This is a genomic window from Affinundibacterium baiyunense (assembly GCF_018139645.1).
In the GTDB taxonomy this organism is placed as follows: Bacteria; Pseudomonadota; Gammaproteobacteria; order Burkholderiales; family Burkholderiaceae_D; genus Undibacterium; species Undibacterium baiyunense.
The window spans coordinates 186,429-207,826 of the sequence record NZ_JAGSPM010000002.1 but is presented as its reverse complement, the minus strand read 5'-3'; the positions used below and the strand labels follow the sequence as shown (position 1 = coordinate 207,826).

The window sequence follows — 21,398 nt, the reverse complement described above, 5'->3', positions numbered from 1 at the left end:
TGGATGCGCTCATATTAGTTTTAACCGTATTGGTAATGCGCGAAAAACTAACTTCTTGCAGAGCACTTTATGTACCCCCTTGAAGACCCACGTAAATTGGTGTTTTGCATTCTATCTTGTGATCTGAAATCGTACTACTTTGGATGTGAAAAGTTATATGAGGAATTGTAGACATTCTATCTTTCTATTGAGCCTAGTCAAGCAAACGATTTTTAGATGAATTGCAGCTTCTGTCGGGCAAATATTTGCGTGTGTGAGGCGCGACAATTATCCAAAAAAGCCAGAGTCGTTAATCACTGTTTTGCCCGATACGCCATAAAACACCAGACGGATCAATCAGGCAAAAATCACGCATTTGCCAGGCTTGCTTTTCTATCTCTGTCATCTTGACGTCGTATTTTTCTAGCACACCGCTAGCCTGAACGTGCTGCCACCATGTATCGACATTTTTTGTCAGCGTCGCCGACTAAAGCGAAGGCTTATGAGGCGTATTAGCAATGACAAGGCAGTTATCCATCTTGCCCTAGCGATTCTTCCACTTCTTAAGTTTTGTTCTCCATTAAAGCTGACCGCAAGAGTCCACTGTACGGGCTGTGTATTGGAAGTTTTAGTGAGCCGCGTGAGCCGAACACTGGCATCGTGCGCCAAAGGATCGATGGATTTTTCTTTTGCATAAATCGTCGATGGTGTGAAGTGAACTTTCGCATCGAGTAAGTCAAGCTGCACAGCACCAGGAAGCACGTCACCATTCGCTAGCTGATAATTTGTCGCCACCAGATAACTGCCAAATGCACCCAAGGCTAAGGCGTCCTCGCAGGGCTTTACGTAAGACTCATCATAATCAGAATCGCTCTTCGCATCGTCGCAAAACTGCCAAACTGGGTGTGTTTGTAGAAGACTCTCAGTCAGCAAGTTGGCGGGGATGGGGTTTGTGTTGAGCATGTATTGAGCTAGCTTGATTGTTCGCTATTTTCTTTTTAACTTTTATTCACTTAGGCACACTCGTAGCAAACGATTTCCTCGAGATTGCCAGTCTCATCCATCTTAAATAGATTGAAAACATCAAAGTAATCTTCAGGATTTTCTATCTCATCTTCGATTAGATCTTCGTAGTTTTCAATGCCTTGATACGAATATTCGACAACAATTCTGCTTGCTATGTTGTTGATCAGTTGAGGTTCGAGCGTGCCTATTTTTGTACAATTGTCGCCATTCATTCCATCCCAACCATGTTTGTCGGGTGAAAATATTTCTTCTCTTTTTTTACAAACAGGGCAAGCAAGAGTGATGGGAGCTAAGTGCATTTTTCCATTGTGTGAGGCAAATACATGCAGCATTGGATTGCCGCAAGAACACAAGATTTGTTTGCTCAAAAATTCTTTTGAAACTGCCCAATCCGATTGGGCATTTGTCGCATCAATCAGCGTAAATGTGCCAAAGCAACGAGGTTTTTTGCCTATAAATTCGTCATAAATATCGGACATGGATTACTCCTTTGCGCGCCGAAAGTTAGTGATATATGTATAAAGTTAATTTGTTGAATCGATTTTCAGGAAATTTGCTGCATAACTTGAACTAAGAACAGCATGCTCTGTTGTTCATATTATGTCTGGCACAGTCAAACACTATTTTGATTTGGGGGCAGCGGTTTTTAGTTCAGCTTTTTCATTATCGACCATCAAGATAAATCAACTTGGATTATTACTTTTTTTTGGAAATTACTGGAACCCACCAGCGAACACGCATTTCGCTCATGGGTCTAAAAGGTATAGGAAAATAAGACACAATGTCAGGTTTATTTCCATCTCTTTCATAAGCAGTTGTGGCAAACCAATCGCCATAGATATACCGATTTGTTTGCATTGATGTTTTATAGGTGCAAAAAAATTCCGCATAGGTGGCTGAGGGAACTGAGTGGAATTCAAACCCATCTGTTTCCAATATGTCTATCGCTTCTATGCCTAGAACATCAATGAATTCGTTTCGATTACCATTTTCTTTTGGAAAATAGGCTGACAGCATAGGCGCATTCGTTTTGGAACCTGGTCGCCCCTGATGTAGGTCCCCAAGCTTTCGATAGTTTTCTGAATTGACGTATTCTTTCCAGAATTTAGAACCGCTTTTAAGGAACTCTTCAAATTCAAATTCTTTGCTCTTACCAAAAATTTGGAAATCTGAAATTGTAATTATTTTATAGTTCATATTTTCTCCAATTTGATTTCTTAATGGGAAATAGACTCGATCGTAGGTCGAGAGCGTCGTAGAACTCCGGCGGGCTTGGCTCGGATTGATTCCATGCATTTTCCGAAAGGCACGTGCAAATGCATTGGGAGATTCGTATCCATATTTCAAAGCGATATCGAGGACACTTTTGTTGGTGCTCATTAGTTCAATTGCCGCTAAGCTAAGCTTTCGACTTCGAACATATTCTGCGCAAGTAACTTTAAAATTAGCGAAGAACATTCGATGAAAGTGATATTTAGAGCAACATGCTACTGTCGCGATATTCTCAACATGGAGCGCGCTTTCCAAATTGTTTTCAATATACTCAATGGCAAGATTCATTCGTTGTGACCAAGTCATACTTGATAAACCTCCTAAGAAGTTCATATTTTACGCAGTTACATAAATCACAATCTCACCTTTTCTTGCTATTTTTAAGTCCTCGTATTGTTTTTTATCTTTAGATTGGTGAGAAATATTCGCTAAGTATCATGACGCGTCTTTGACATTTTACGTATGCGGTTTGGGCTGAGATCAGGGATAATATCGGATTACCTATATTGCTCTGTGAAAGCACGCTATGTCTAACCAATTTGCTCCGCTCAAAAACGATACTTTTTTACGCGCCTTGTTGCGTCAAGAGACTGATTACACGCCTTTGTGGCTGATGCGTCAGGCGGGGCGTTATTTGCCAGAGTATCGTGCTACGCGTAAGGGTGCTGGTTCGTTTATGAGTTTGGCGAAAAATCCCGATTTTGCGACTGAGGTGACAATTCAGCCGTTGGATCGTTTTAAGCTTGATGCAGCGATTCTGTTTTCAGATATTTTGACCGTGCCAGATGCGATGGGTTTGGGCTTGTATTTTGAAGAAGGCGAAGGCCCTAAGTTTGAACGTCCTTTGAAGGATGAAAAATCTATTTTGGATTTGAAGGTGCCAGAAGAGGGCAGTTTGCAATATGTATTCGATGCAGTTACTCAAATTCGCCGTACCTTGGATGGTCGCGTGCCTTTGATTGGTTTCTCTGGTAGTCCTTGGACTTTAGCTTGCTATATGGTGGAAGGGCAAGGTTCGCGCGAGTTTCATGGTGTGAAGACCTTGATGTACAAACGCCCTGATTTGATGGACCGCATTTTGACTTTGAATGCAGAAGCGGTGGCGACCTATTTGAATGCACAGATTGATGCAGGTGCGCAGGCGGTGATGATTTTTGATAGCTGGGGCGGTGCTTTGGCAGATGGGGCTTATCAACGTTTTTCATTGAAGTACATGCAAGATGTGGTCAGCAAATTGCAAAAAGAAAAAGATGGCAAGCGCATTCCTTGTATCGTGTTCACCAAAGGCGGTGGTCTGTGGTTAGAAGATATCGCGAATATTGGCGCTGATGCCTTGGGCTTGGATTGGACTGTGAATCTTGGTCAGGCGCGTGCGCGTGTCGGTGACAAAGTGGCACTGCAAGGCAATCTCGACCCAGCCGTTTTATTCGCTGAGCCTGATCAAATTCGCAGAGAGGTCACAGCAGCTTTGCATTCTTATGGCAAACCTAGTGCAGGTCATGGTCATGTTTTCAATTTGGGACATGGTATCTCGCAATTTACTTCACCGGATGCGGTCAGTGTTTTGGTTGAAACTGTGCATGAAGTGAGTCGTCAACAACGTCAAGCCTCCTGATCTGCTGATGATTGGTCTTCGACCTTGTGGAATTATTGAATTTAACAAGGTCGTGGTTCAAGTGGTGTGGGAATGGTGTGTGTTTGGATCGGAAGTGCTGCCTGGGTTTTGTGTAGGATCTTCAAGCAGCATTAGTGCTGAAAAGCCATATTGAATGTGTAAGCTTGAAGTTTCGTCATGTTGCTGTGCAAAACATAATACTCATGCGGCTTCGCGAACATAATCGCGGATAGAACAAGTGATTTCGCGGTGGATAAGTCTGGTTTCGGTCTAGATTTTTTAGTAGTTATTCACAAAAAAAGACACACGAAAAAATAATATGAAAATTTGTTTTTTGCTTCAAATTGTTCTTTCTAAGTCATTGTTTATAAACAGATTTTTTTGTGCATCGCAATTGTGCATTCTGTTGAAACCCGCATAGAGACTAGGCTGGCGGCTTGTCAAGATGTCTTTGTCCACAAAGTTATCCACAGTTTGTGTGGATAGAGTAAAAAGAGCTTATGAAACCGATAGTTAGCGCATTACCTCAAGCCTTACATTAAGTTCGTGGAACCTATTTACCTCACCATTGCTTTAGATACCCCTCTTGACAGGTTGTTTGATTACCGTTGGGAGCCGGTTGCAGATGCTCCTTTGCCACAAGTTGGGCAAATTGTCTTGGTCCCTTTTGGTCGGCAAGAAATTGCTGGTGTAATTTTGGCCGTAACAACGCAGACCGACGTTCCCACCGACAAAATCAAGTCGGTATTAGCAGTGCGCCATCAATGTCCGGCATTGGATAGCCGCTGGATAGACTTATGTCGATTCGCTGCTGATTACTATCAACGGCCTTTAGGTGAGGTAGCGATTCCAGCATTGCCAAAAAATTTGCGTGTGCCGAAAGCGACCTCACTGGACCGTAATTTAAAAAAACTAGCAAAGCTGACTGCAGTGCAGGATGTACGCGCAGTTCAAGAGCCTGCCTTAAATGCGCAGCAGCAGAATGCGGTGGATACTATTTCTGCCAAAACCGCATTTGCCGCTTATTTGTTACATGGCGTGACTGGCAGTGGCAAAACCGAAGTCTATTTGCAAACAGCAGCACGGGTGTTGGCGCAGAATCAACAAGCGCAAGTCTTGATCTTAGTACCTGAGATTAATCTGACACCGCAATTAGAAAGCAATATTCGTGGTCGATTTCCGGGTTTGCAGATCGCAACTTTACACAGCGGTATGGCAGAAGGTGAGCGCCTACTCCATTGGCTAGCGGCGCACACTGGTCAGGCGAGAATTATTCTCGGCACCCGATTAGCCATTTTGTCGTCTTTGCGACATCTTAAATTGATCGTGATCGACGAGGAGCATGATCCTTCGTATAAACAACAAGAAGGCTTGCGATATTCTGCACGCGATTTGGCTGTGTGGCGGGCACATCAATTAGGTATTCCGGTGGTTTTGGGTTCCGCTACACCATCCTTGGAAACCTGGCAGCACGCCAAAGCTGGGCGTTATCAAAAACTAGAGTTAACTGAACGCGCTGTGCAGTCCGCTGTTTTGCCAGTCGTCAAAATTATTAATACGGAAAGAGAAAAGCCTTCTGAAGGCTTAACGCAGAGATTAGTGTCGGCGATTCGACAGCGTTTAGAGAAAGGTGAGCAATCACTACTGTTTTTGAATCGTCGTGGTTATGCGCCCGTGATTCATTGTGATGCCTGTGGTTGGATTAGCAATTGCACGCGCTGTACCGCGCATTTGGTGATGCATAAGTTGGATAAGAAATTGCGCTGTCATCATTGTGGTTTGGAGCAAAGAATTCCGCGTGCTTGCCCAACTTGTGGCAATGTCGATTTGCAACCACTGGGGCGCGGTACGCAACGCTTGGAAGAAGGCTTACAAGCGATCTTCCCGGAAGCCCGAGTTTTTCGGATTGATGCCGATTCAACCCGACTCAAAGGCAGCGCCGAAGCTGCGTTTGATACCGTGCATCGCGGTGAAGTGGATATTTTGATTGGCACCCAAATGGTGGCAAAAGGGCATGATTTTAAAAATCTAACCCTAGTGGCTGCGTTAAATCCCGATAGTGCGTTGTTCTCTCAAGACTTTCGAGCCAGTGAACGCTTGTTTGCGCAATTGATGCAAGTGGCGGGTCGTGCTGGACGAGCCGCGCAAAAAGAGGGGGGCAATGCAAGCGAGGTGCTGATACAGACGCGTTATCCAGATCACCCTTTGTACCACGCTTTGATGGAGCATAATTATCAGGGTTTCGCGGATGATCTTTTAGAAGAACGTCAACAAGCAGCGATGCCGCCATTTATTTATCAAGCTTTATTACGTGCCGAAGCGAAAGAATTAGAAACGGCAATTTTGTTTTTGAAAGAGGCGGCGAATTGCACGCCGCATCAAGGCATCACGATCAATGATCCGATTCCGATGACGATGACACGGGTACATAATGTTGACCGCGCCCAGTTATTGATCGAATCGAGCTCACGTCCGGCATTGCAAGCTTTTCTTAAAGTATGGATTGCTGATCTGCGTGCGCTAAAGACGCGTGTGAAGTGGGGCGTGGAAATTGATCCGGTGGATATATAGATTTAAGGATTTTGATTTGTCGTTGTTAGTTTCTCGTCATTAGATAATTAGATAGAACGTGCCGAACACACAAAATGTCTGAGTTGATCTTGCAACTCAATTGCATTAAGGCATAATGTTGGAAATGCTTATTCGTTTTGTGACGAAATTGATCACGGGTTGCAAGAGAAAAATGCTAACAAATGACCCAATCAAATCACACATGAGTAATCAGCAAGCAATTCGCAAGCTCAATGTAAGTAAAAGACCCGCATGAAAACTAAGCAAAGTATTCCTATTGTGCCGATTTCAGCTAAAGCTGATATGGCTGAAATCGAGGCCAAACTTCGCGCTGCACAGGTTCGCGTTACGCAAGCGAGACTAGAAGTATTGGCTTTGCTGTGTGCCCAACATCGCGCCATGTCGCACACAGAAATGCAAGACGCAATGCCGCAAATGGATAGAGTTACGTTGTATCGTGCGCTCGATTGTTTGACGGAAGCAGGTTTGGCGCACAAGATTGCCAGCGATGATCGCGTCTTTCGCTTTAGCGCGGGTAGTGAAATGGCACAAACCACGAACACGTATGTCCCAGGTGTTCATGCGCAACATCATCATGGGCATTTTAAGTGTACGCGCTGTGCCAAAGTGTTTTGCCTAGAGCAGCCAGATACCAATCACAGTTTGCGCGACCAATTGCAGGAAACTCTAGCCTCGACTGCGCTTAAAGGCTTTCAAAGTCACGACATTGAAGTCACCATCAAAGGATGGTGTGATCAATGTAGTGCGGCGTAATTTCATCTCAATTATCGACATTCATCATGGCATTAATTCCAACGACCATACTGACCGGCTTTCTTGGTGCTGGCAAAACGACATTATTAAATCGCATTCTGCAAGAGCATCACAGCTATAAGATCGCCGTGATAGAAAACGAATTTGGCCAAGAAAATATTGATAATGAAATCTTGGTGCAAGACAGCAATGAGCAAATTATCGAAATGAATAATGGCTGTATTTGTTGTACGGTGCGCGGGGATTTGATCGTCGCCTTGAATACCTTAACGCAAAGAAGAAACGCGGGTGAATTGCAATTTGATCGCATCATTATTGAAACTACCGGCTTGGCAAATCCAGGCCCAGTGGCACAGACATTTTTCGTTGATGAAGAAGTCGGTTTGCATTACATGCTTGATGCGGTGGTGACCGTAGTCGACGCTAAACATGGCATGATGCAATTAGACGAACATGAAGAAGCGCAGCGGCAGATCGGTTTTGCCGACAAGATTTTGTTATCCAAAGCGGATTTAGTGAGTGCGGAAGAATTAGCCTTGCTAAAGAATCGCATTATTCGAATGAATCCGCGCGCGCCAATCAAGGCGGTTGATTTTGGCAAAATCGCCATTAGTGAAGTGTTGGATTTGAAAGGCTTTAATTTAAATGCAAAGTTAGAGCTTGACCCAGACTTTTTGGTAGCAGAAGAACATCACGATCACGAACATCATCATGATGAACATTGCCACGATGATTGTACACATGCGCATCATGACCATCATCATGCACATCACTCTGATGAAGTTGCAGCCTTTGTCTATAAAACTACCCGTCCTTTTAATACAGAAAAGCTAGATTATTATCTTGGCGGATTGGTTCAAGTGTATGGTCCACGCATGCTTCGTTATAAAGGAGTGTTGTATATGGAACACGCTGATCGCAAGGTCATTTTCCAAGGGGTACACCAAATTATGGGTACCGACATAGGAGGAAAATGGGCGGACGATGAAATCAAAGAAAGTAAAATGGTCTTTATTGGTAAAAATTTACCGAAAGAGATTTTTATTCAAGGTTTGGAGCAATGTTTGGTATAAACTAGCGCCCTATTGAATTGAAACAGACGCTTTTCTGTCTTGATTGAATAGATTTGTATGCGGAACAAGCACGCTATATACTTGTCCTTGAGGGAAAGTGTCGGTAGCAACATTCCAATAAAGAAGAGTGTTCGGCCGCACTTGCGTATATTAACCTGTTGTATCGAAAGTAAGCGAAGTGGCAACTAAATCATCTAAATCAACAGCACCTGCTGGTGCTCCTGCAGCCCTCCTCACAGAAGAAGAAATCTTGAAGATGGGCGAGAAGGACTACATGAATGACGCACAATTGGCGTTTTTCAAAGCCCGTCTGCAACAACTTGAAAAAGATTTGCTGAAGAATGCCGACGAAACGACTGAGCATTTGCGTGAAACGGTCTTAGTACCAGATCCAGCAGATCGCGCCACGATCGAGGAAGAACATTCTTTAGAATTGCGTACCCGTGATCGTGAACGTAAATTGTTGCGTAAAGTGCAGCAGTCGATTGCCGCAATTGATGCTGGCGAATATGGCTGGTGCGAAGAAACTGGCGAGCCCATTGGTGTTCCGCGCTTAATGGCACGTCCGACTGCCACGCTCTCATTAGAAGCGCAACAACGTCGTGAATTAAAGCAAAAATTGTACGGTGACTAAGCCAGTTCACTGGTTGATGAAGCTGGTTAATCAAAGAATGCGCAGAATTTCACTGCGCATTTTTTTATGCGTTAGTGCTGCAACTTTGTTGTACTAGCTTTGTCATACACCACTGCCCGTTAAATCATTTATTGCCAAGCCTGTTGCGATAAAATGCCGAAAATTTCTAGGAAATAGCATTATTCCCTCAGTATCATCAAAGCACCAACCTAGTATGCAAAATTTGTCGATAAAAAATAGACGCCTGAAAGCCATCGTCCTGCTTTGGACTATGTTGCTTGTTCTATTGTCGGCCCAATGGCTAGGGTTCGCACATCGAATGTCACATATAAGCACCAATACCGGTGTGGTAATGACTTTAGCGTCCGATGGCGCAAAGTATCTTGGTGTGCAAAAACTAAGTAATGCCAACGAATCGAGTCTGCATTCATGTCTTTTGTTTGATGCTGCATGCATAACAGATGGTTTGCAGCATAGCATTATTGTTCTATTCACCACGGCTTCGCTTGATTTATCCCCTGTTCAGGATAGTAATTTTGCATGGCTTGCCGCTTTTAACGCTAACTTTTTAAGTCGCGCACCGCCTTTCTGATAACACGCCCTTAAGACTACTTTTACAGTCCTATTGTTGACCAACGTCGCTTAGTCGACGCTTTTCGCTATTTGTTTTCAGGAATTCCTATGTCATTACAACGCACTTTGTTAGCTGCTGCCGTTTGCGCAGCATTCGCACCTTTTAGCGCACAGGCGCAATCCACCACCGTTACTGTATCCGCCAATCCTTTAGGCAAAGAAGAGAGTTTGCAGATTTTAAGTCCGACTAAGATCTTGTCGGGTTCTGAGTTACGCTCGAAGATCGGAAGCTCCTTGGGAGAAACTTTGGGCAGTGAATTGGGCGTGAGTGCTTCTGGCTTCGGCGCTGGTGCATCACGTCCAATTATTCGTGGCTTAGAAGGTCCGCGCGTAAAGATTCTGCAAAACGGGATGGCGGTCGCTGACGTTTCGGGGTTGTCGAATGATCATGCGGTTGCTAGTGAAACGGCAAGTTCACAACAAATCGAAATTTTGCGCGGCCCAGCTGCGCTGTTGTACGGAAGTGGCGCGATCGGTGGTTTGGTTAACGTGGTCGACGGACGCATTCCGACTAGTTTAAGCAAACAGTTAAATGGTGAGTTTGAGGTGAAATACGTTGGCGTGAATGCCGAGAAGAGCGCTTCATTTTTCTTAGATGGCTCCATCAACGATATCGCTTTGCACTTAGACGGGAATAGTCGTGATACCAAAGACTATAAGATTCCTGGGTTTGCTGATGCCCACGGTGAAAGCGAAATGAAAGGACGTTTATCCAATAGTTTTACGCGTGAACATAGCTTGGGATTTGGAGCGACTTTAATTAAACCTTGGGGGCATATTGGTGCATCGATACAAAATATGCAGGATGTGTACGGTATCCCCACAGAGGAAATGTCGTATATCGATCTTGACCAAACCCGTTTTGATATAGATGCCGCGGTCTTCAAACCATTTTTGGCATTTGATACATTTAAATTTAAATTAGGTTCAACTGATTATCAACATACCGAGAAACTACAAGACGGTACGCCAGCAACCAATTTCAAAAACCGTACCTTGGAAACGCGTACAAGTTTGTCTCATACCAATTGGAATGGCTGGGAAGGTAGTCTAGGCGTACAGACTGAACATGCGAACTTTTCTGCCTTGTCTGCAGAAACTGGTCGTGCCGATACGGTACCAACGACACGCAGTACATCAAATGCCGTCTTCTTGGTAGAACAAAAGAACTTTGGACCTGTAACAATCAGTGGTGGTGGTCGTATCGAACAAGTGAAGCGTCAACCAAAAGCTGAGTTTAATTTGCCGCAGCGCGAATTTAATTTACATTCGTTTTCTGTCGGTGGCTTGATCCCAGTTGCGAATGGTTATGCGGTTGTGACCAGCTTATCTACAGCACAGCGCGCACCAACCACCGAAGAGTTGTATTCAAACGGCCCGCATGAATCGACCTTAACTTTTGACATTGGTAATCATCAATTAAAGAGTGAGAAATCAAGAAATCTTGAGTTGAGTTTGCAAAAAACATCAGGCTTGGTGCAATGGAAGATCAATGCATTTGTGAATAAAGTCGATAACTATGTATTTGGCGAAATTGACGGACTACGTGTCGATGAAGAAGGGCATGAAGATCCTGATGGTGAATTTACGCAGCGTTTTTGGAAGCAAGCGAAAGCAACAATTCGTGGTGGTGAAGCTGAGATTTCATATAACCAATTTGGTGAAGGATTTTCTATTCGTGGATTCGCCGATACATCGCGCGGTACTTTGTCTGCACGCGGCAGTTTGCCTTTACAGCCAGCGAATCGTATAGGAGCCGATCTCGGTTATCGTAGCGGACCGTGGCGTAACACAATCAGCATATTACACGCGCAAAAACAAGATCGTTTAGCAACTTCGGAAACTTATGTGACACCGTCTTTTACGAAAGTTGATTTGAATGTTACCTATACCCATCCGTATATGAACACGCAGATCACATGGTTTGCGCAAGTGAAGAATTTATTGAACCAAGATATTCGATTGGCGACCTCCGTATTGAAAGAAACAGTGCCGCAACCTATGCGCGGATTTATTGCAGGTATGCGCGTTAATTTCTAGATTGAGACTTCTGCGGAAGTTTGACGTGCGGGGGAGGCTTCGGCCTTTCCCTACATCTTCGTGGAATAAGGTAAGTAGTAATAAGTATTTTTCTCTATTGTTTTTTGTATTGAACTCTTGTTCTATTAAGTGTTCAAATTATTGGCTAAGCCGATGTGCCAGAATGCGTTTTTCGAAGAGACTTCGTTGAGTTCTAGAGATTTTTTGTTGAATATCAGATTTTGATACAAAAATTTTCAAATCGCTTTTATTTTCAAGTGTGCTAAATGAGCAAAACTGCTCGATTTCCGACTATACTTAGAATTAGTTTTTGAATCTTGATTTGAAGCATTTCAAAAACGAGCACAAGCTGGTCTGTTTACAAGATTGATCGGACAAGATTTTTGCATCATTTAATCAAAAGTTAGGTTGCCGTGGGGATTTTTAAGCTTTTCGGAAAGAAGCCAGGTCGTGAAGAGCGAACAAACTCTGAAAAACCAGCCTCTAAAAAATCGCGAGTGAAGGGTCAAAATACCGTCATTGGACAAGTCCAAGATGACGAGGCCTTGACACATGCGATGACCGAGAAAAAGCATATCGCGCGTGCCACCGAAAGAAAGATCGATGCGATTGAATTTGAAATGTCGCGCGATATGGGCAGGCCAAAATCAGTGCCCTCTAAAGTTGTCAGCGATACGCCGCTAACACGCACCGCTCCAAATCAATTTCACACCGATTTTGTCGCAACAGATTTTCAAAGTACCGTTGCGCTCGGCATGCAAACCACAGAACTTATTCTTGGTCATACGGACTTACAAGTAGCGCCGATGGCGCAGATTGAATCTGTGCCACTATTGGAAGAGGCGGCGATTTTATTTGCCACTGGTCAAACCAAAGTTGCTGAGCATATGCTGCGCAGTGCGATTGATCAGGACAATTTAGGAAACGCCACGCCTTTAGCTTGGTTCATGTTATTCGATCTGTATCAGATTGAACAAAATCAATATGCGTTTGAGAGCCTGTCCTTGGACTACGCAGGCAAGTACGAAACCTCGCCGCCTGTTTGGCGCAATTCCGAGATCAACCTAGATGCCGAAGAAAAGAAGGATGAAGGTGCAGTTCCAAGTTTAACTTTCCCCTCCAAGCTTGATGGCGAAATCATCAAGTTATTGCAAAAATTAAGTACCTTTAGCGAGACTAGCAAGGTATTGAAACTTGATTTTGGACGCGTTAAGACCGTGGATCCAGTTGGTTGCGGCTTGTTATTACGTGCAATTCGCAGCTTACAAAAATCCAAGCACGATTTAGTCTTGGTCGCTGCACAAAATTTGACAGAACAAATTCGTTCTATTCTCGAAGTTGGTCGCCGTGATGAGACTGAGGCACCTTGGTTGCTATTGCTTGAAATTTTGCAATTATTGCAGCTAAAAGAAGTATTCGAAGAAGCTAGTATTGATTACTGTGTCACCTTTGAGGTTTCCCCGCCCGCTTATGAAGCGCCAACTAGCAAAGTAACGACGGCCACCACCGAAGTTGTTAGCGAGGAAGAAAATACTGATCGATTCTTGATGCCTAAATCTATTGAAGGCAGTACAGAGGCATTGGTTAAGCAAATTAGTGACTTTGCAAAAGATCATCAGACCATCATTCTTGATTGCTCGCAATTGGATCGTGTTGAGTTCGGTGCATCAGCGCAGCTATTAAATGGTCTTGTCCCTATTTCTAGTAGCAAAGAAAAATCGGTGCAATTTCATGAAGTGAACTATTTGGTTATGCATTTGTTTAATGCAATGGGACTAAAGAATGTCGCTGCCATCTTCCCGCGTAAGCAATCTTAAGCTGATTCTATGGCCTTAGCCTTGTAATTAGCGAAAAACACCCCATTTCCGTATTTCTCAGCACTTCAAACTGATTGATGAAGTCGCTTTCGCCTATGCTTTTATTCGGCGGCAATTCTACGAGGACATTATGGAACAATTTCACGGCACCACAATTCTGACTGTACGCAGAGGCAATGTGGTGGCATTAGGTGGTGACGGGCAAGTCACTTTGGGCAATATTGTGATGAAGGGTACAGCCCGTAAAGTGCGTAAGCTATATCACAATAAAGTACTAGCTGGATTTGCTGGCGGGACTGCCGATGCATTCACGCTGATTGAACGTTTTGAGGCGAAGCTAGAGAAACATCAAGGCCACCTAATGCGCGCATCGGTTGAATTGGCCAAAGACTGGCGTACTGACCGCATGCTACGTCGCCTTGAGGCGATGCTATTGGTTGCGGATAAAGACACGACTTTAGTGATCACTGGAAATGGCGATGTGTTAGAGCCGAATGACGGCATTGGTGCGATCGGATCTGGTGGTACATTTGCGCAATCTGCGGCAATCGCCTTGTATCAGAATACCGATCTATCTCCGGTGGAAATTGTTAAGAAATCGTTGACGATTGCTGGCGAGCTTTGCATCTATACCAACCTCTCTCACACGATTGAGACCCTAGAATAAGTAATGTATTTGATATTGAGATCAAGATGATGAACATGACTCCGCAGGAAATCGTTTCCGAATTAGACAAGCATGTAGTTGGCCAAGATAAAGCGAAACGTGCCGTTGCAATTGCATTGCGTAATCGTTGGCGCCGTCAGCAAGTGGCAGAACCCTTGCGTTACGAAATTACACCGAAAAATATTTTGATGATAGGACCGACTGGTGTTGGTAAAACTGAGATCGCACGTCGATTAGCAAAACTTGCTGATGCACCATTTATCAAAATTGAAGCAACCAAATTTACCGAAGTTGGCTATGTCGGGCGCGATGTTGACACGATTATTCGTGATCTCGTCGATATCGGGATTAAGCAAACACGCGAAGCTGCCATGCGTAAAGTCAGGACGCGTGCTGAAGATGCTGCCGAAGACAGAATTTTAGATGTGCTTTTGCCGCCAGCGCGAGATTTTGGCATTGGGCAAGATGCCGCAGTTGACAACAACTCCACAGATAATGCGACACGCCAAACTTTCAGAAAACGTCTGCGTGAAGGGCAGTTAGACGATAAAGAAATCGATATTGAAGTTGCAGATGCCGTGCCGCAAATGGAAATTATGGCGCCACCAGGTATGGAAGAAATGACTGAGCAGATTAAGTCTATGTTCTCTGGTGTCGGTGCTGGTCGTAAAAAATCGCGTCGTTTGAAGATCAAAGATGCTTTGAAATTGATGATTGAGGAAGAGGCCGCAAAACTTGTTAACGAAGAAGAGTTAAAGCAAACCGCAATCAAGAATGTGGAGCAAAACGGGATCGTATTTTTAGACGAAATTGATAAGATTGCGTCGCGCTCGGAATCAGGTAGTGCCGAAGTGTCTCGTGCAGGGGTGCAGCGAGATTTGCTACCACTGGTAGAAGGCACCACGGTGAATACCAAGTTTGGCATGATCAAAACCGATCATATTTTATTCATCGCCTCGGGTGCGTTTCACTTTGCTAAGCCATCTGATTTGATCCCTGAATTACAAGGTCGTTTCCCTATTCGGGTCGAGTTGGAATCGTTGTCGATCGCTGATTTTGAACGGATTTTGACTAGTACCGATGCCTGTTTGACACGTCAGTACGAAGCGCTATTAGCGACCGAAGGCGTCAAGATTGAGTTCTTGCCAGAAGGAATCCAACGCTTAGCGGGTATCGCTTATTCAGTTAATGAGACCACGGAAAATATCGGCGCACGTCGTCTATATACAGTGATGGAAAAACTGCTAGAAGAGATCTCATTCGACGCGCATCAAAATAGCGGGAATACGGTGGTGATTGATGCTGCTTATGTAAAGGAACGATTGCAAGCCTTATCGGTGAACGAAGATTTATCGCGTTACGTATTGTAGGGTGGGGGTGATCGATTAAAGCGGTAAACTGGAGAGCAGGATGGCAAATAAGACTTTAGGCACACGTCAAAAATTGGTGTTTCGTCTCGATCCTGCTCAAAGCAAGCCGCGCAATCCTGTCGCCGCACTTGCCAAACGTGGCGGTGCTGGTAGTCATCAGAAAAATGCGGCGGCATTGCGACAAGCACAGAAACAAGCCTTAAAGAAATTGCCAATCGACACGGAACAGGATTAAACTGCAATAGCTTATTGCGTGATTGCAACAGTGAGATATGTAGATGATTGCTGCAAGATCTCGAAGTGTCTAAACAACGGAGTCTGATATGCCAGGCTGTAGAAAGCGTAAATGCTTGAATAAGTTTCGGCGACCTATGCGTAGGCGAGATTTGTTGACGCGGATGTTGGTCGACCTTGGTATGACTTACGCCGAGTCGTTCGGTGGGCTGAAAGCGATCGCATTTTTACGCGAGAAAAATGTACCCGAGCCGGTAATTACTCGGGTCATTGGTAACGACTATCCCTTATATTGATTCAGCTTTAGCGTCGCGCGATAGCAGGCGCTCTATCATTTCACGTGCTGCTACTTGTTCAAATAAGACACCTGCGACCGCATTGGTAATTGGCATCTCTATGTGCAAATCTTGTGCTAACGCTTTTACTGCTTGCGCACAGCGAACCCCTTCGGCGACATGACCTAGTTCTTGTACGATGACGTCCAGCGATTTGCCTTCTGCCAATGCCAGCCCAACTTTGCGGTTGCGAGAGAGATTGCCGGTGCATGTCAGGATCAAATCACCCACACCGGTCAGCCCCATCAAGGTTTCTAGACGCCCACCGAGCGCGGTAGAGAGTCGATTGATTTCTGCTAAACCTCGTGTCATCAGTGCGGCACGTGCGTTTAAACCTAATCCCAAGCCGTCGGCAACGCCAGTGGCGATCGCCAAAATATTTTTGACAGCACCACCAACTTCGACACCGACCACATCATCACTAGAATAAATACGAAGATTAGGTCCATGTGCAGCATCAACCACCATGCGACAAAGCGCATTTGAACTTGAAGCTATCGTTAGCGCGCAAGGCAAGCCCTGTGCGACTTCTTGCGCAAACGAAGGACCTGATAAAGCGCCAGCTAGGATCTGATCTCCCAACTCTTGTTTAACCACTTGATGCGGAAGCAAGCGAGTTGATTCTTCAAAACCCTTGCATAGCCACACCACATTTTTGAGGGGGTAAGATTTGCACTGTTGCAGAATAGGTCGCAGGCCCGACACCGAACTGGCAATAATCAATAATCCATCGTCGAGTGCATGTCTTAGGGCTAAATCGAAGTCAGCACTTGCCTGTAAATTTGCGGGAAGTGGGAAACCTAGTAAGTAATGTTGATTTTCGCGCGCGACTTGTGCCGCCTCCATCGCAGCTTGATTGCGTCCCCACAAAATGACCTGATTTTTTGCTGCAAGTGAAATAGCTAAAGCAGTACCCCAAGCGCCAGCGCCGAGAACGGTAATTTTCATCGTCAACCTAATTTAGCGGTGTGTTATAAGAGTGTGCAGATCAAAGGTGGAACTTATAGTCCCCATACTTCGCTGGTTCGAACAAATCCTGTTTGACCATCGCGGTGCTTCACTTTGACCCAAGCACCAATTGCCGGTTCGGCCATTTCTAACAAAACGTTTTTATCTGCGCTAAATACCATGCTCGCAGATTCTTCGGGTGCAACGCGAATCCTAGCATTCGCGGTTTTGACGATTAAGTTGCGTCTTGGGATTAAATCTTTTGCCTCTACCCAACTGAGGTCGCCATTCATATCGCGCACGCGGCACCACGCACCTGAAGTCAGAATGATTTCGACTGGCATACCAGCAGGTGCTACATAGATTTTCATGCCACGTGCTGAAGGCGCGTCATACATAATGATAGGCGTCGCTCCAACAGAGCGAAATTCGAGCGCGAAGGAAGAAGCGGAGACAGAACCCAATCCTAACAAAACCAGTGTTGATAGTCTGGAGATAAGGCGCATTGCGTAACCCTAGGATGAAGATCTAAAAGAGAAAACCCACTAGGTCTGACTTCAGGCTTAGTGGGTTCGTCATGCAATTCATCGCATAATGCTTAAATTGCGTCGCAATAATTAGTGCGTAGTTGCAGCAGCGTCAGTATTGCCAGCTTCTGCAGCCAATCGCGCTTGCTCAGCCATATTTGCCAAACGCTGTTGGTAGAAAGCTTCGAAGTTGATTTCTGTCAAATGAATCGGTGGGAAACCAGCGCGAGAAATCGCATCCGCTACGTTAGAACGCAGGTAAGGATAGATGATATTTGGGCAGCCGATGCCTAACAATGGATCCATTTGATCTTGTGGAATATTGCGCGCTTCGAAAATACCTGCTTGTTTTGCTTCTACCAAGAAAGCAACTTTGTCTTTTACTTTAGCAGTAACAGTCACGGTCACAGTAGCTTCAACGATGCCTTCAGCCAATGGCTCTGCACCTACGTCCAATGTCACTTCGATGCTTGGTGCATCTTGTTCCAAGAAAATCGCTGGAGAGTTAGGTTGTTCGAGCGATAAATCTTTCAGATAAACGCGTTGAATTTGGAAAATTGGCTGCAAATTTTGGTCTGACATGTGACACTTTCTTAAAATTCTATAAATTAATCAGGAACAACTAGCTACTTACATAGGGACAATTGAAGAATATTCAAGTCCCATTCTGCCGTGCTCCATGCGTGCTGCGAATAATTCATGCAAATAAACTATGCTGACTAACCAAGCAAACTGAGGTGACGAAACAGAATCAGCCTTCTATTGTAGCAAGCAGAGTGAAAAAACCGCAATCAAAGCCGCTTGTGCAGTGCGGTTTATGTTGGATTTAGCAGCGAATCAAGTTTTCCAGCACGGTCTAAGGCGGATAAATCGTCGAAACCACCAACATGTGTTTCTCCGATGTAAATTTGAGGCACGGTACGGCGCCCAGTTTTTTGCATCATCGCTTCGCGCACAGCAGGATCGAGATCGACTCTTACTTTCTCGATTTCTTCAACACCTTTTGATTTCAACAAACGTTCTGCCATGACACAATAGGGGCAAACAGCTGTGCTATACATTACTACATGGGCAACCATGACCACTCCTTACTTGATTGTTGGTAAGCCTTGCGACTGCCAAGCCGCAACACCACCGTCTAAACTAAATGCTTTCTCAAAGCCGGCTTTATTTAAAATTGATACCGCAGAACTTGAACGTACACCGCTGGCACACACGGTGATGACGACATTGCCCTTTGATTTTTCAATTTCTTTTATTCTTGATTCTAATTCTTTTAATGGAATGTTTTTTGCGCTTGGCAAGTGACCGGTTGCAAACTCTTCTGCACTACGCACATCCAAGACCAAGGTTTTGGCTTGATTCATGTATTGAGTCGCTTGTAGTTGAGAGACTCTGGCGCCACGTCTTTGCAAGTTAGGAAGTAAAAGAGCACCGCCAGAAATGATGGCGATAGAAAGCAGAAACAGATTGTCGCTAATGAAATTCACAGTTTTCCCGCGTTAAGAATGGTTATAAGTGGTTAAAGACAAGCGCCTCATTATAAAATAGATGGCGAAATTAGTTTTAAACTGTTTTAAATATCAAGCACATTCTATCTTGTCCTTTTCAACCTCGTAATTTAAGCAAATATTATGTATAAAATTGTATTGATGCGTCATGGCGAATCCACTTGGAATCTCGATAATCGTTTTACTGGTTGGACTGATGTTGATTTGACGGAGAAAGGCGTGGCAGAAGCGCGTCAAGCAGGAAAACTATTGAAAGAAGCTGGTTTTACATTTGATTTGGCGTATACATCCGTCCTCAAACGAGCGATTCGTACACTATGGGGCACTTTGGATGAGATGGATTTGATGTGGTTGCCAGTTCAACATGATTGGCGTTTAAATGAGCGTCACTACGGTGCGTTGCAAGGCTTGAATAAAGCGGAAACTGCGGCGAAGTACGGCGATGAACAAGTTTTGGTATGGCGTCGTAGCTATGACACGCCGCCGAATCCTTTAGATGAAAATGACGAGCGTACTTCTTTCAAAGATCCGCGTTATGCCGCATTAAAGCGTGAGCAAATTCCCCTAACGGAATGTCTAAAAGACACCGTTGCCCGCGTGGTTCCTGCTTGGGAAGATTCGATCGCGCCAGCAATTCGTTCAGGTAAACGTATTATTGTGTCGGCACACGGCAATAGTTTGCGTGCTTTGATCAAGATGTTAGATGGCATTAGTGATGAGGATATCGTCAACTTAAATATTCCTAATGGACAACCATTGGTTTATGAGCTTGATGCGGATTTAAAACCAATTAAGAGCTATTACCTTGGCGATCAGGCGGCGATTGCAGCTGCTTTGGCAGCGGTCGCGAGTCAAGGGAAGTCGAAATAATTTGATGTTTTCTTCTTTGTTTCGTCACAGATTGCGCGGCAAACGGCCTTTATCTCATTCGATAAAGGCGGTTTGCTTGCTTTGTACACTTGGTCTTTGCTCGACTGTCTTGTTTTCTAATCCTGTATTTGCGCAAAGCTCACGTGCTAAAGAAAAGAAACAGGCCGAAGCGAGCCGCATAGAATTGCAGCAAAAATTAAAGGCGCTGAAAAAAGACATCAGTAAGACCGAGTCTGCGAAAGAAAAAGCCAGTGATGCCTTGGAAGAATCTGAACAAGCTATTTCTGAAGCCAATCGTTCGATTCGTGATTTGCAGCTTGAGCAGCAAGCGGCCAATGAGCGCTTAAATCAATTAATCGCAGAGCAAGCCCGTTTGAGCGCACAAGTAGAGCAGCAGAAAAAGCAATTGTCTGATTTTCTGCGACGGCAATATATGCACGGTGATAGTGACCGCATTAAATTACTTTTATCTGGCGACAACCCAAATCGAATTAACCGTGATTTGCATTACATGAGCTATGTCTCGCAAACACAGGCAAAAATGATCGCCGCGCTACGTACTAGCTTGGAAGAAATCGAAAAGAACAAACAAGCGGCGCAGGAAACTAAAGATGAGCTCGATGAAATCGCCCAAGAAGAGCGCGAGCATAAACAAGGTTTAGAAAAAGAGAAAAAGCGTCACGCTGCATTGCTTTCACAATTGGCAAGCAAACTACACACGCAAAAGAAAGAAGCAGCGAGTTTGGAAAAAGACGAGCAACGTCTGAGCAATTTGGTTTCTCGCCTGAATAAATTGATGGAAGAGCAGGCCAGAGCAGAACAAGCGCGTTTGGCACAATTAGAAAAACAGAGACAAGAGCGCCTCGCACAAGAAAAAGCACAACGCGAGAAAAATCAAGTTGCAGGTAAAAATTCAAGCAAGTCAGTGCCTGATGTCGAGGACAATAAAACCAGCAAAGGCATGGTAGTTGAGCAAACACCAGTCTCCGGAATGTTTGATGGACGAGAATTCAATCGTCTTAAAGGGCAATTGTTTTTGCCAGTGAAGGGCGAGTTAATTGCCCGTTTTGGCACAAAGCGCGGTGATGGGCCGAGTTGGAAAGGCTTGTTTATCAAAGCCAATGAAGGTGCGGAAGTGAAGGCGGTCGCGGCTGGTAAAGTCGTGTTTGCCGAGTGGCTACGTGGTTTTGGCAATATGATTATTTTGGATCATGGCGGCCAATACTTGAGTCTTTATAGCAATGCGCAAGCGGTGTTAAAACATGCTGGCGATGTCGTGAAAGCAGGCGACACGATCGCCAATGCGGGCAACAGCGGCGGTAATGAAGAAACAGGTCTATACTTTGAAATGCGTTACAAAGGTCAGGTATTTGATCCGATGACATGGGTGCGCAAATAATACGAAATACGAGCAATCCTAATCATAGTGAATCGTGGCAGTTCACTTTAGCTAGTCAAATCTGAAATAGAGAATGGGTAGTTTTGGGGTGCGGAGCAGAATA

Annotated in this window: 22 protein-coding genes; 14 read left to right on the top strand and 8 right to left on the bottom strand. The window is 44.6% G+C overall.

Going from position 1 to position 21,398, the window contains the following annotated elements:
- Window positions 1–453 precede the first annotated feature (453 nt).
- The 3 genes from KDM92_RS04100 to KDM92_RS04090 form a co-directional block, all read right to left on the bottom strand.
- Window positions 454–942, bottom strand: a complete 489-nt coding sequence (locus KDM92_RS04100) for a hypothetical protein (RefSeq protein ID WP_212683127.1) — start codon at window positions 940–942, stop codon at window positions 454–456.
- A gap of 50 nt (window positions 943–992) precedes the next feature.
- Complete coding sequence (locus KDM92_RS04095; protein WP_212683126.1) at window positions 993–1,484, bottom strand: hypothetical protein; 492 nt, start codon at window positions 1,482–1,484, stop codon at window positions 993–995.
- A gap of 217 nt (window positions 1,485–1,701) precedes the next feature.
- Window positions 1,702–2,583 (bottom strand): AraC family transcriptional regulator, encoded by an 882-nt coding sequence (locus tag KDM92_RS04090; protein WP_212683125.1) that lies wholly within the window; start codon window positions 2,581–2,583, stop codon window positions 1,702–1,704.
- A gap of 220 nt (window positions 2,584–2,803) precedes the next feature.
- On the opposite strand from KDM92_RS04090, the gene hemE reads away from it, so the two are divergent.
- The 12 genes from hemE (at window position 2,804) to KDM92_RS04030 (ending at window position 16,001) form a co-directional block, all read left to right on the top strand.
- Complete coding sequence (gene hemE, locus KDM92_RS04085; protein WP_212683124.1) at window positions 2,804–3,892, top strand: uroporphyrinogen decarboxylase; 1,089 nt, start codon at window positions 2,804–2,806, stop codon at window positions 3,890–3,892.
- A 546-nt stretch (window positions 3,893–4,438) separates the two neighbouring features.
- On the top strand, window positions 4,439–6,463 hold the full coding sequence (locus tag KDM92_RS04080; protein ID WP_212683123.1) for a primosomal protein N': 2,025 nt from the start codon (window positions 4,439–4,441) through the stop codon (window positions 6,461–6,463).
- Window positions 6,464–6,715: 252 nt separating this feature from the next.
- The gene (locus tag KDM92_RS04075; RefSeq protein ID WP_212683122.1) at window positions 6,716–7,237 is read left to right on the top strand and encodes a Fur family transcriptional regulator; all 522 of its coding nucleotides are present in this window, start codon (window positions 6,716–6,718) and stop codon (window positions 7,235–7,237) included.
- A 26-nt stretch (window positions 7,238–7,263) separates the two neighbouring features.
- Window positions 7,264–8,310, top strand: a complete 1,047-nt coding sequence (locus KDM92_RS04070; RefSeq protein ID WP_212683121.1) for a CobW family GTP-binding protein — start codon at window positions 7,264–7,266, stop codon at window positions 8,308–8,310.
- A gap of 178 nt (window positions 8,311–8,488) precedes the next feature.
- Entirely contained in the window at window positions 8,489–8,944 is a 456-nt protein-coding gene (gene dksA, locus KDM92_RS04065; RefSeq protein WP_186891579.1) for an RNA polymerase-binding protein DksA, read from the top strand.
- Window positions 8,945–9,263: 319 nt separating this feature from the next.
- Window positions 9,264–9,536 carry a hypothetical protein gene (locus KDM92_RS04060; protein WP_212683120.1) on the top strand — a complete coding sequence of 91 codons (273 nt, stop codon included), beginning with the start codon at window positions 9,264–9,266 and terminating at the stop codon, window positions 9,534–9,536.
- 89 nt (window positions 9,537–9,625) lie between these two features.
- Complete coding sequence (locus KDM92_RS04055; protein WP_212683119.1) at window positions 9,626–11,617, top strand: TonB-dependent receptor; 1,992 nt, start codon at window positions 9,626–9,628, stop codon at window positions 11,615–11,617.
- Between the two features lie 497 nt (window positions 11,618–12,114).
- Window positions 12,115–13,434, top strand: coding sequence for an STAS domain-containing protein (locus KDM92_RS04050; protein ID WP_212683118.1), 1,320 nt, complete (start codon window positions 12,115–12,117; stop codon window positions 13,432–13,434).
- Between the two features lie 130 nt (window positions 13,435–13,564).
- Window positions 13,565–14,101, top strand: coding sequence for an ATP-dependent protease subunit HslV (gene hslV / locus KDM92_RS04045; protein WP_189345426.1), 537 nt, complete (start codon window positions 13,565–13,567; stop codon window positions 14,099–14,101).
- 29 nt (window positions 14,102–14,130) lie between these two features.
- Window positions 14,131–15,471, top strand: a complete 1,341-nt coding sequence (gene hslU / locus KDM92_RS04040) for an ATP-dependent protease ATPase subunit HslU (RefSeq protein WP_212683408.1) — start codon at window positions 14,131–14,133, stop codon at window positions 15,469–15,471.
- A 40-nt stretch (window positions 15,472–15,511) separates the two neighbouring features.
- Window positions 15,512–15,706, top strand: coding sequence for a hypothetical protein (locus tag KDM92_RS04035; RefSeq protein ID WP_212683117.1), 195 nt, complete (start codon window positions 15,512–15,514; stop codon window positions 15,704–15,706).
- 88 nt (window positions 15,707–15,794) lie between these two features.
- Window positions 15,795–16,001, top strand: a complete 207-nt coding sequence (locus tag KDM92_RS04030) for a hypothetical protein (RefSeq protein WP_189345428.1) — start codon at window positions 15,795–15,797, stop codon at window positions 15,999–16,001.
- Here KDM92_RS04030 and KDM92_RS04025 read toward each other — a convergent pair.
- The 5 genes from KDM92_RS04025 to KDM92_RS04005 all read right to left on the bottom strand — a co-directional run bounded on the left by KDM92_RS04025 (window position 15,993) and on the right by KDM92_RS04005 (window position 19,005).
- Window positions 15,993–16,988 (bottom strand): NAD(P)H-dependent glycerol-3-phosphate dehydrogenase, encoded by a 996-nt coding sequence (locus KDM92_RS04025; protein ID WP_212683116.1) that lies wholly within the window; start codon window positions 16,986–16,988, stop codon window positions 15,993–15,995. The genes KDM92_RS04030 and KDM92_RS04025 overlap by 9 nt on opposite strands.
- A gap of 53 nt (window positions 16,989–17,041) precedes the next feature.
- A complete protein-coding gene (locus KDM92_RS04020) occupies window positions 17,042–17,494 on the bottom strand; it encodes an SH3 domain-containing protein (protein WP_212683115.1) in 453 nt (150 codons plus the stop codon).
- A gap of 111 nt (window positions 17,495–17,605) precedes the next feature.
- A complete protein-coding gene (secB, locus tag KDM92_RS04015; protein ID WP_212683114.1) occupies window positions 17,606–18,097 on the bottom strand; it encodes a protein-export chaperone SecB in 492 nt (163 codons plus the stop codon).
- Window positions 18,098–18,330: 233 nt separating this feature from the next.
- Window positions 18,331–18,594 carry a glutaredoxin 3 gene (grxC, locus tag KDM92_RS04010; RefSeq protein WP_189345432.1) on the bottom strand — a complete coding sequence of 88 codons (264 nt, stop codon included), beginning with the start codon at window positions 18,592–18,594 and terminating at the stop codon, window positions 18,331–18,333.
- Between the two features lie 9 nt (window positions 18,595–18,603).
- The gene (locus KDM92_RS04005; protein ID WP_189345433.1) at window positions 18,604–19,005 is read right to left on the bottom strand and encodes a rhodanese-like domain-containing protein; all 402 of its coding nucleotides are present in this window, start codon (window positions 19,003–19,005) and stop codon (window positions 18,604–18,606) included.
- 144 nt (window positions 19,006–19,149) lie between these two features.
- Between KDM92_RS04005 and gpmA the strand changes: the two genes are divergently transcribed.
- Window positions 19,150–19,896 (top strand): 2,3-diphosphoglycerate-dependent phosphoglycerate mutase, encoded by a 747-nt coding sequence (gene gpmA / locus KDM92_RS04000; RefSeq protein ID WP_189345434.1) that lies wholly within the window; start codon window positions 19,150–19,152, stop codon window positions 19,894–19,896.
- Window positions 19,897–19,972: 76 nt separating this feature from the next.
- Window positions 19,973–21,295 (top strand): murein hydrolase activator EnvC family protein, encoded by a 1,323-nt coding sequence (locus KDM92_RS03995; protein ID WP_230408164.1) that lies wholly within the window; start codon window positions 19,973–19,975, stop codon window positions 21,293–21,295.
- The last annotated feature ends 103 nt before the right edge of the window (window positions 21,296–21,398 follow it).

Coding starts and splice junctions, on each gene's coding strand:
- KDM92_RS04055 (WP_212683119.1), top strand. CDS start 9,626: ATGTCATTACAACGCACTTTGTTAGCTGCTGCCGTTTGCGCAGCATTC.
- hslU (WP_212683408.1), top strand. CDS start 14,131: ATGAACATGACTCCGCAGGAAATCGTTTCCGAATTAGACAAGCATGTA.
- KDM92_RS04025 (WP_212683116.1), bottom strand. CDS start 16,988: ATGAAAATTACCGTTCTCGGCGCTGGCGCTTGGGGTACTGCTTTAGCT.
- secB (WP_212683114.1), bottom strand. CDS start 18,097: ATGTCAGACCAAAATTTGCAGCCAATTTTCCAAATTCAACGCGTTTAT.
- grxC (WP_189345432.1), bottom strand. CDS start 18,594: ATGGTTGCCCATGTAGTAATGTATAGCACAGCTGTTTGCCCCTATTGT.
- hemE (WP_212683124.1), top strand. CDS start 2,804: ATGTCTAACCAATTTGCTCCGCTCAAAAACGATACTTTTTTACGCGCC.
- gpmA (WP_189345434.1), top strand. CDS start 19,150: ATGTATAAAATTGTATTGATGCGTCATGGCGAATCCACTTGGAATCTC.
- KDM92_RS04090 (WP_212683125.1), bottom strand. CDS start 2,583: ATGACTTGGTCACAACGAATGAATCTTGCCATTGAGTATATTGAAAAC.
- KDM92_RS04035 (WP_212683117.1), top strand. CDS start 15,512: ATGGCAAATAAGACTTTAGGCACACGTCAAAAATTGGTGTTTCGTCTC.
- KDM92_RS04060 (WP_212683120.1), top strand. CDS start 9,264: ATGTCACATATAAGCACCAATACCGGTGTGGTAATGACTTTAGCGTCC.
- KDM92_RS04100 (WP_212683127.1), bottom strand. CDS start 942: ATGCTCAACACAAACCCCATCCCCGCCAACTTGCTGACTGAGAGTCTT.
- KDM92_RS04070 (WP_212683121.1), top strand. CDS start 7,264: ATGGCATTAATTCCAACGACCATACTGACCGGCTTTCTTGGTGCTGGC.
- KDM92_RS04095 (WP_212683126.1), bottom strand. CDS start 1,484: ATGTCCGATATTTATGACGAATTTATAGGCAAAAAACCTCGTTGCTTT.
- KDM92_RS04030 (WP_189345428.1), top strand. CDS start 15,795: ATGCCAGGCTGTAGAAAGCGTAAATGCTTGAATAAGTTTCGGCGACCT.
- hslV (WP_189345426.1), top strand. CDS start 13,565: ATGGAACAATTTCACGGCACCACAATTCTGACTGTACGCAGAGGCAAT.
- KDM92_RS04075 (WP_212683122.1), top strand. CDS start 6,716: ATGAAAACTAAGCAAAGTATTCCTATTGTGCCGATTTCAGCTAAAGCT.
- KDM92_RS04020 (WP_212683115.1), bottom strand. CDS start 17,494: ATGCGCCTTATCTCCAGACTATCAACACTGGTTTTGTTAGGATTGGGT.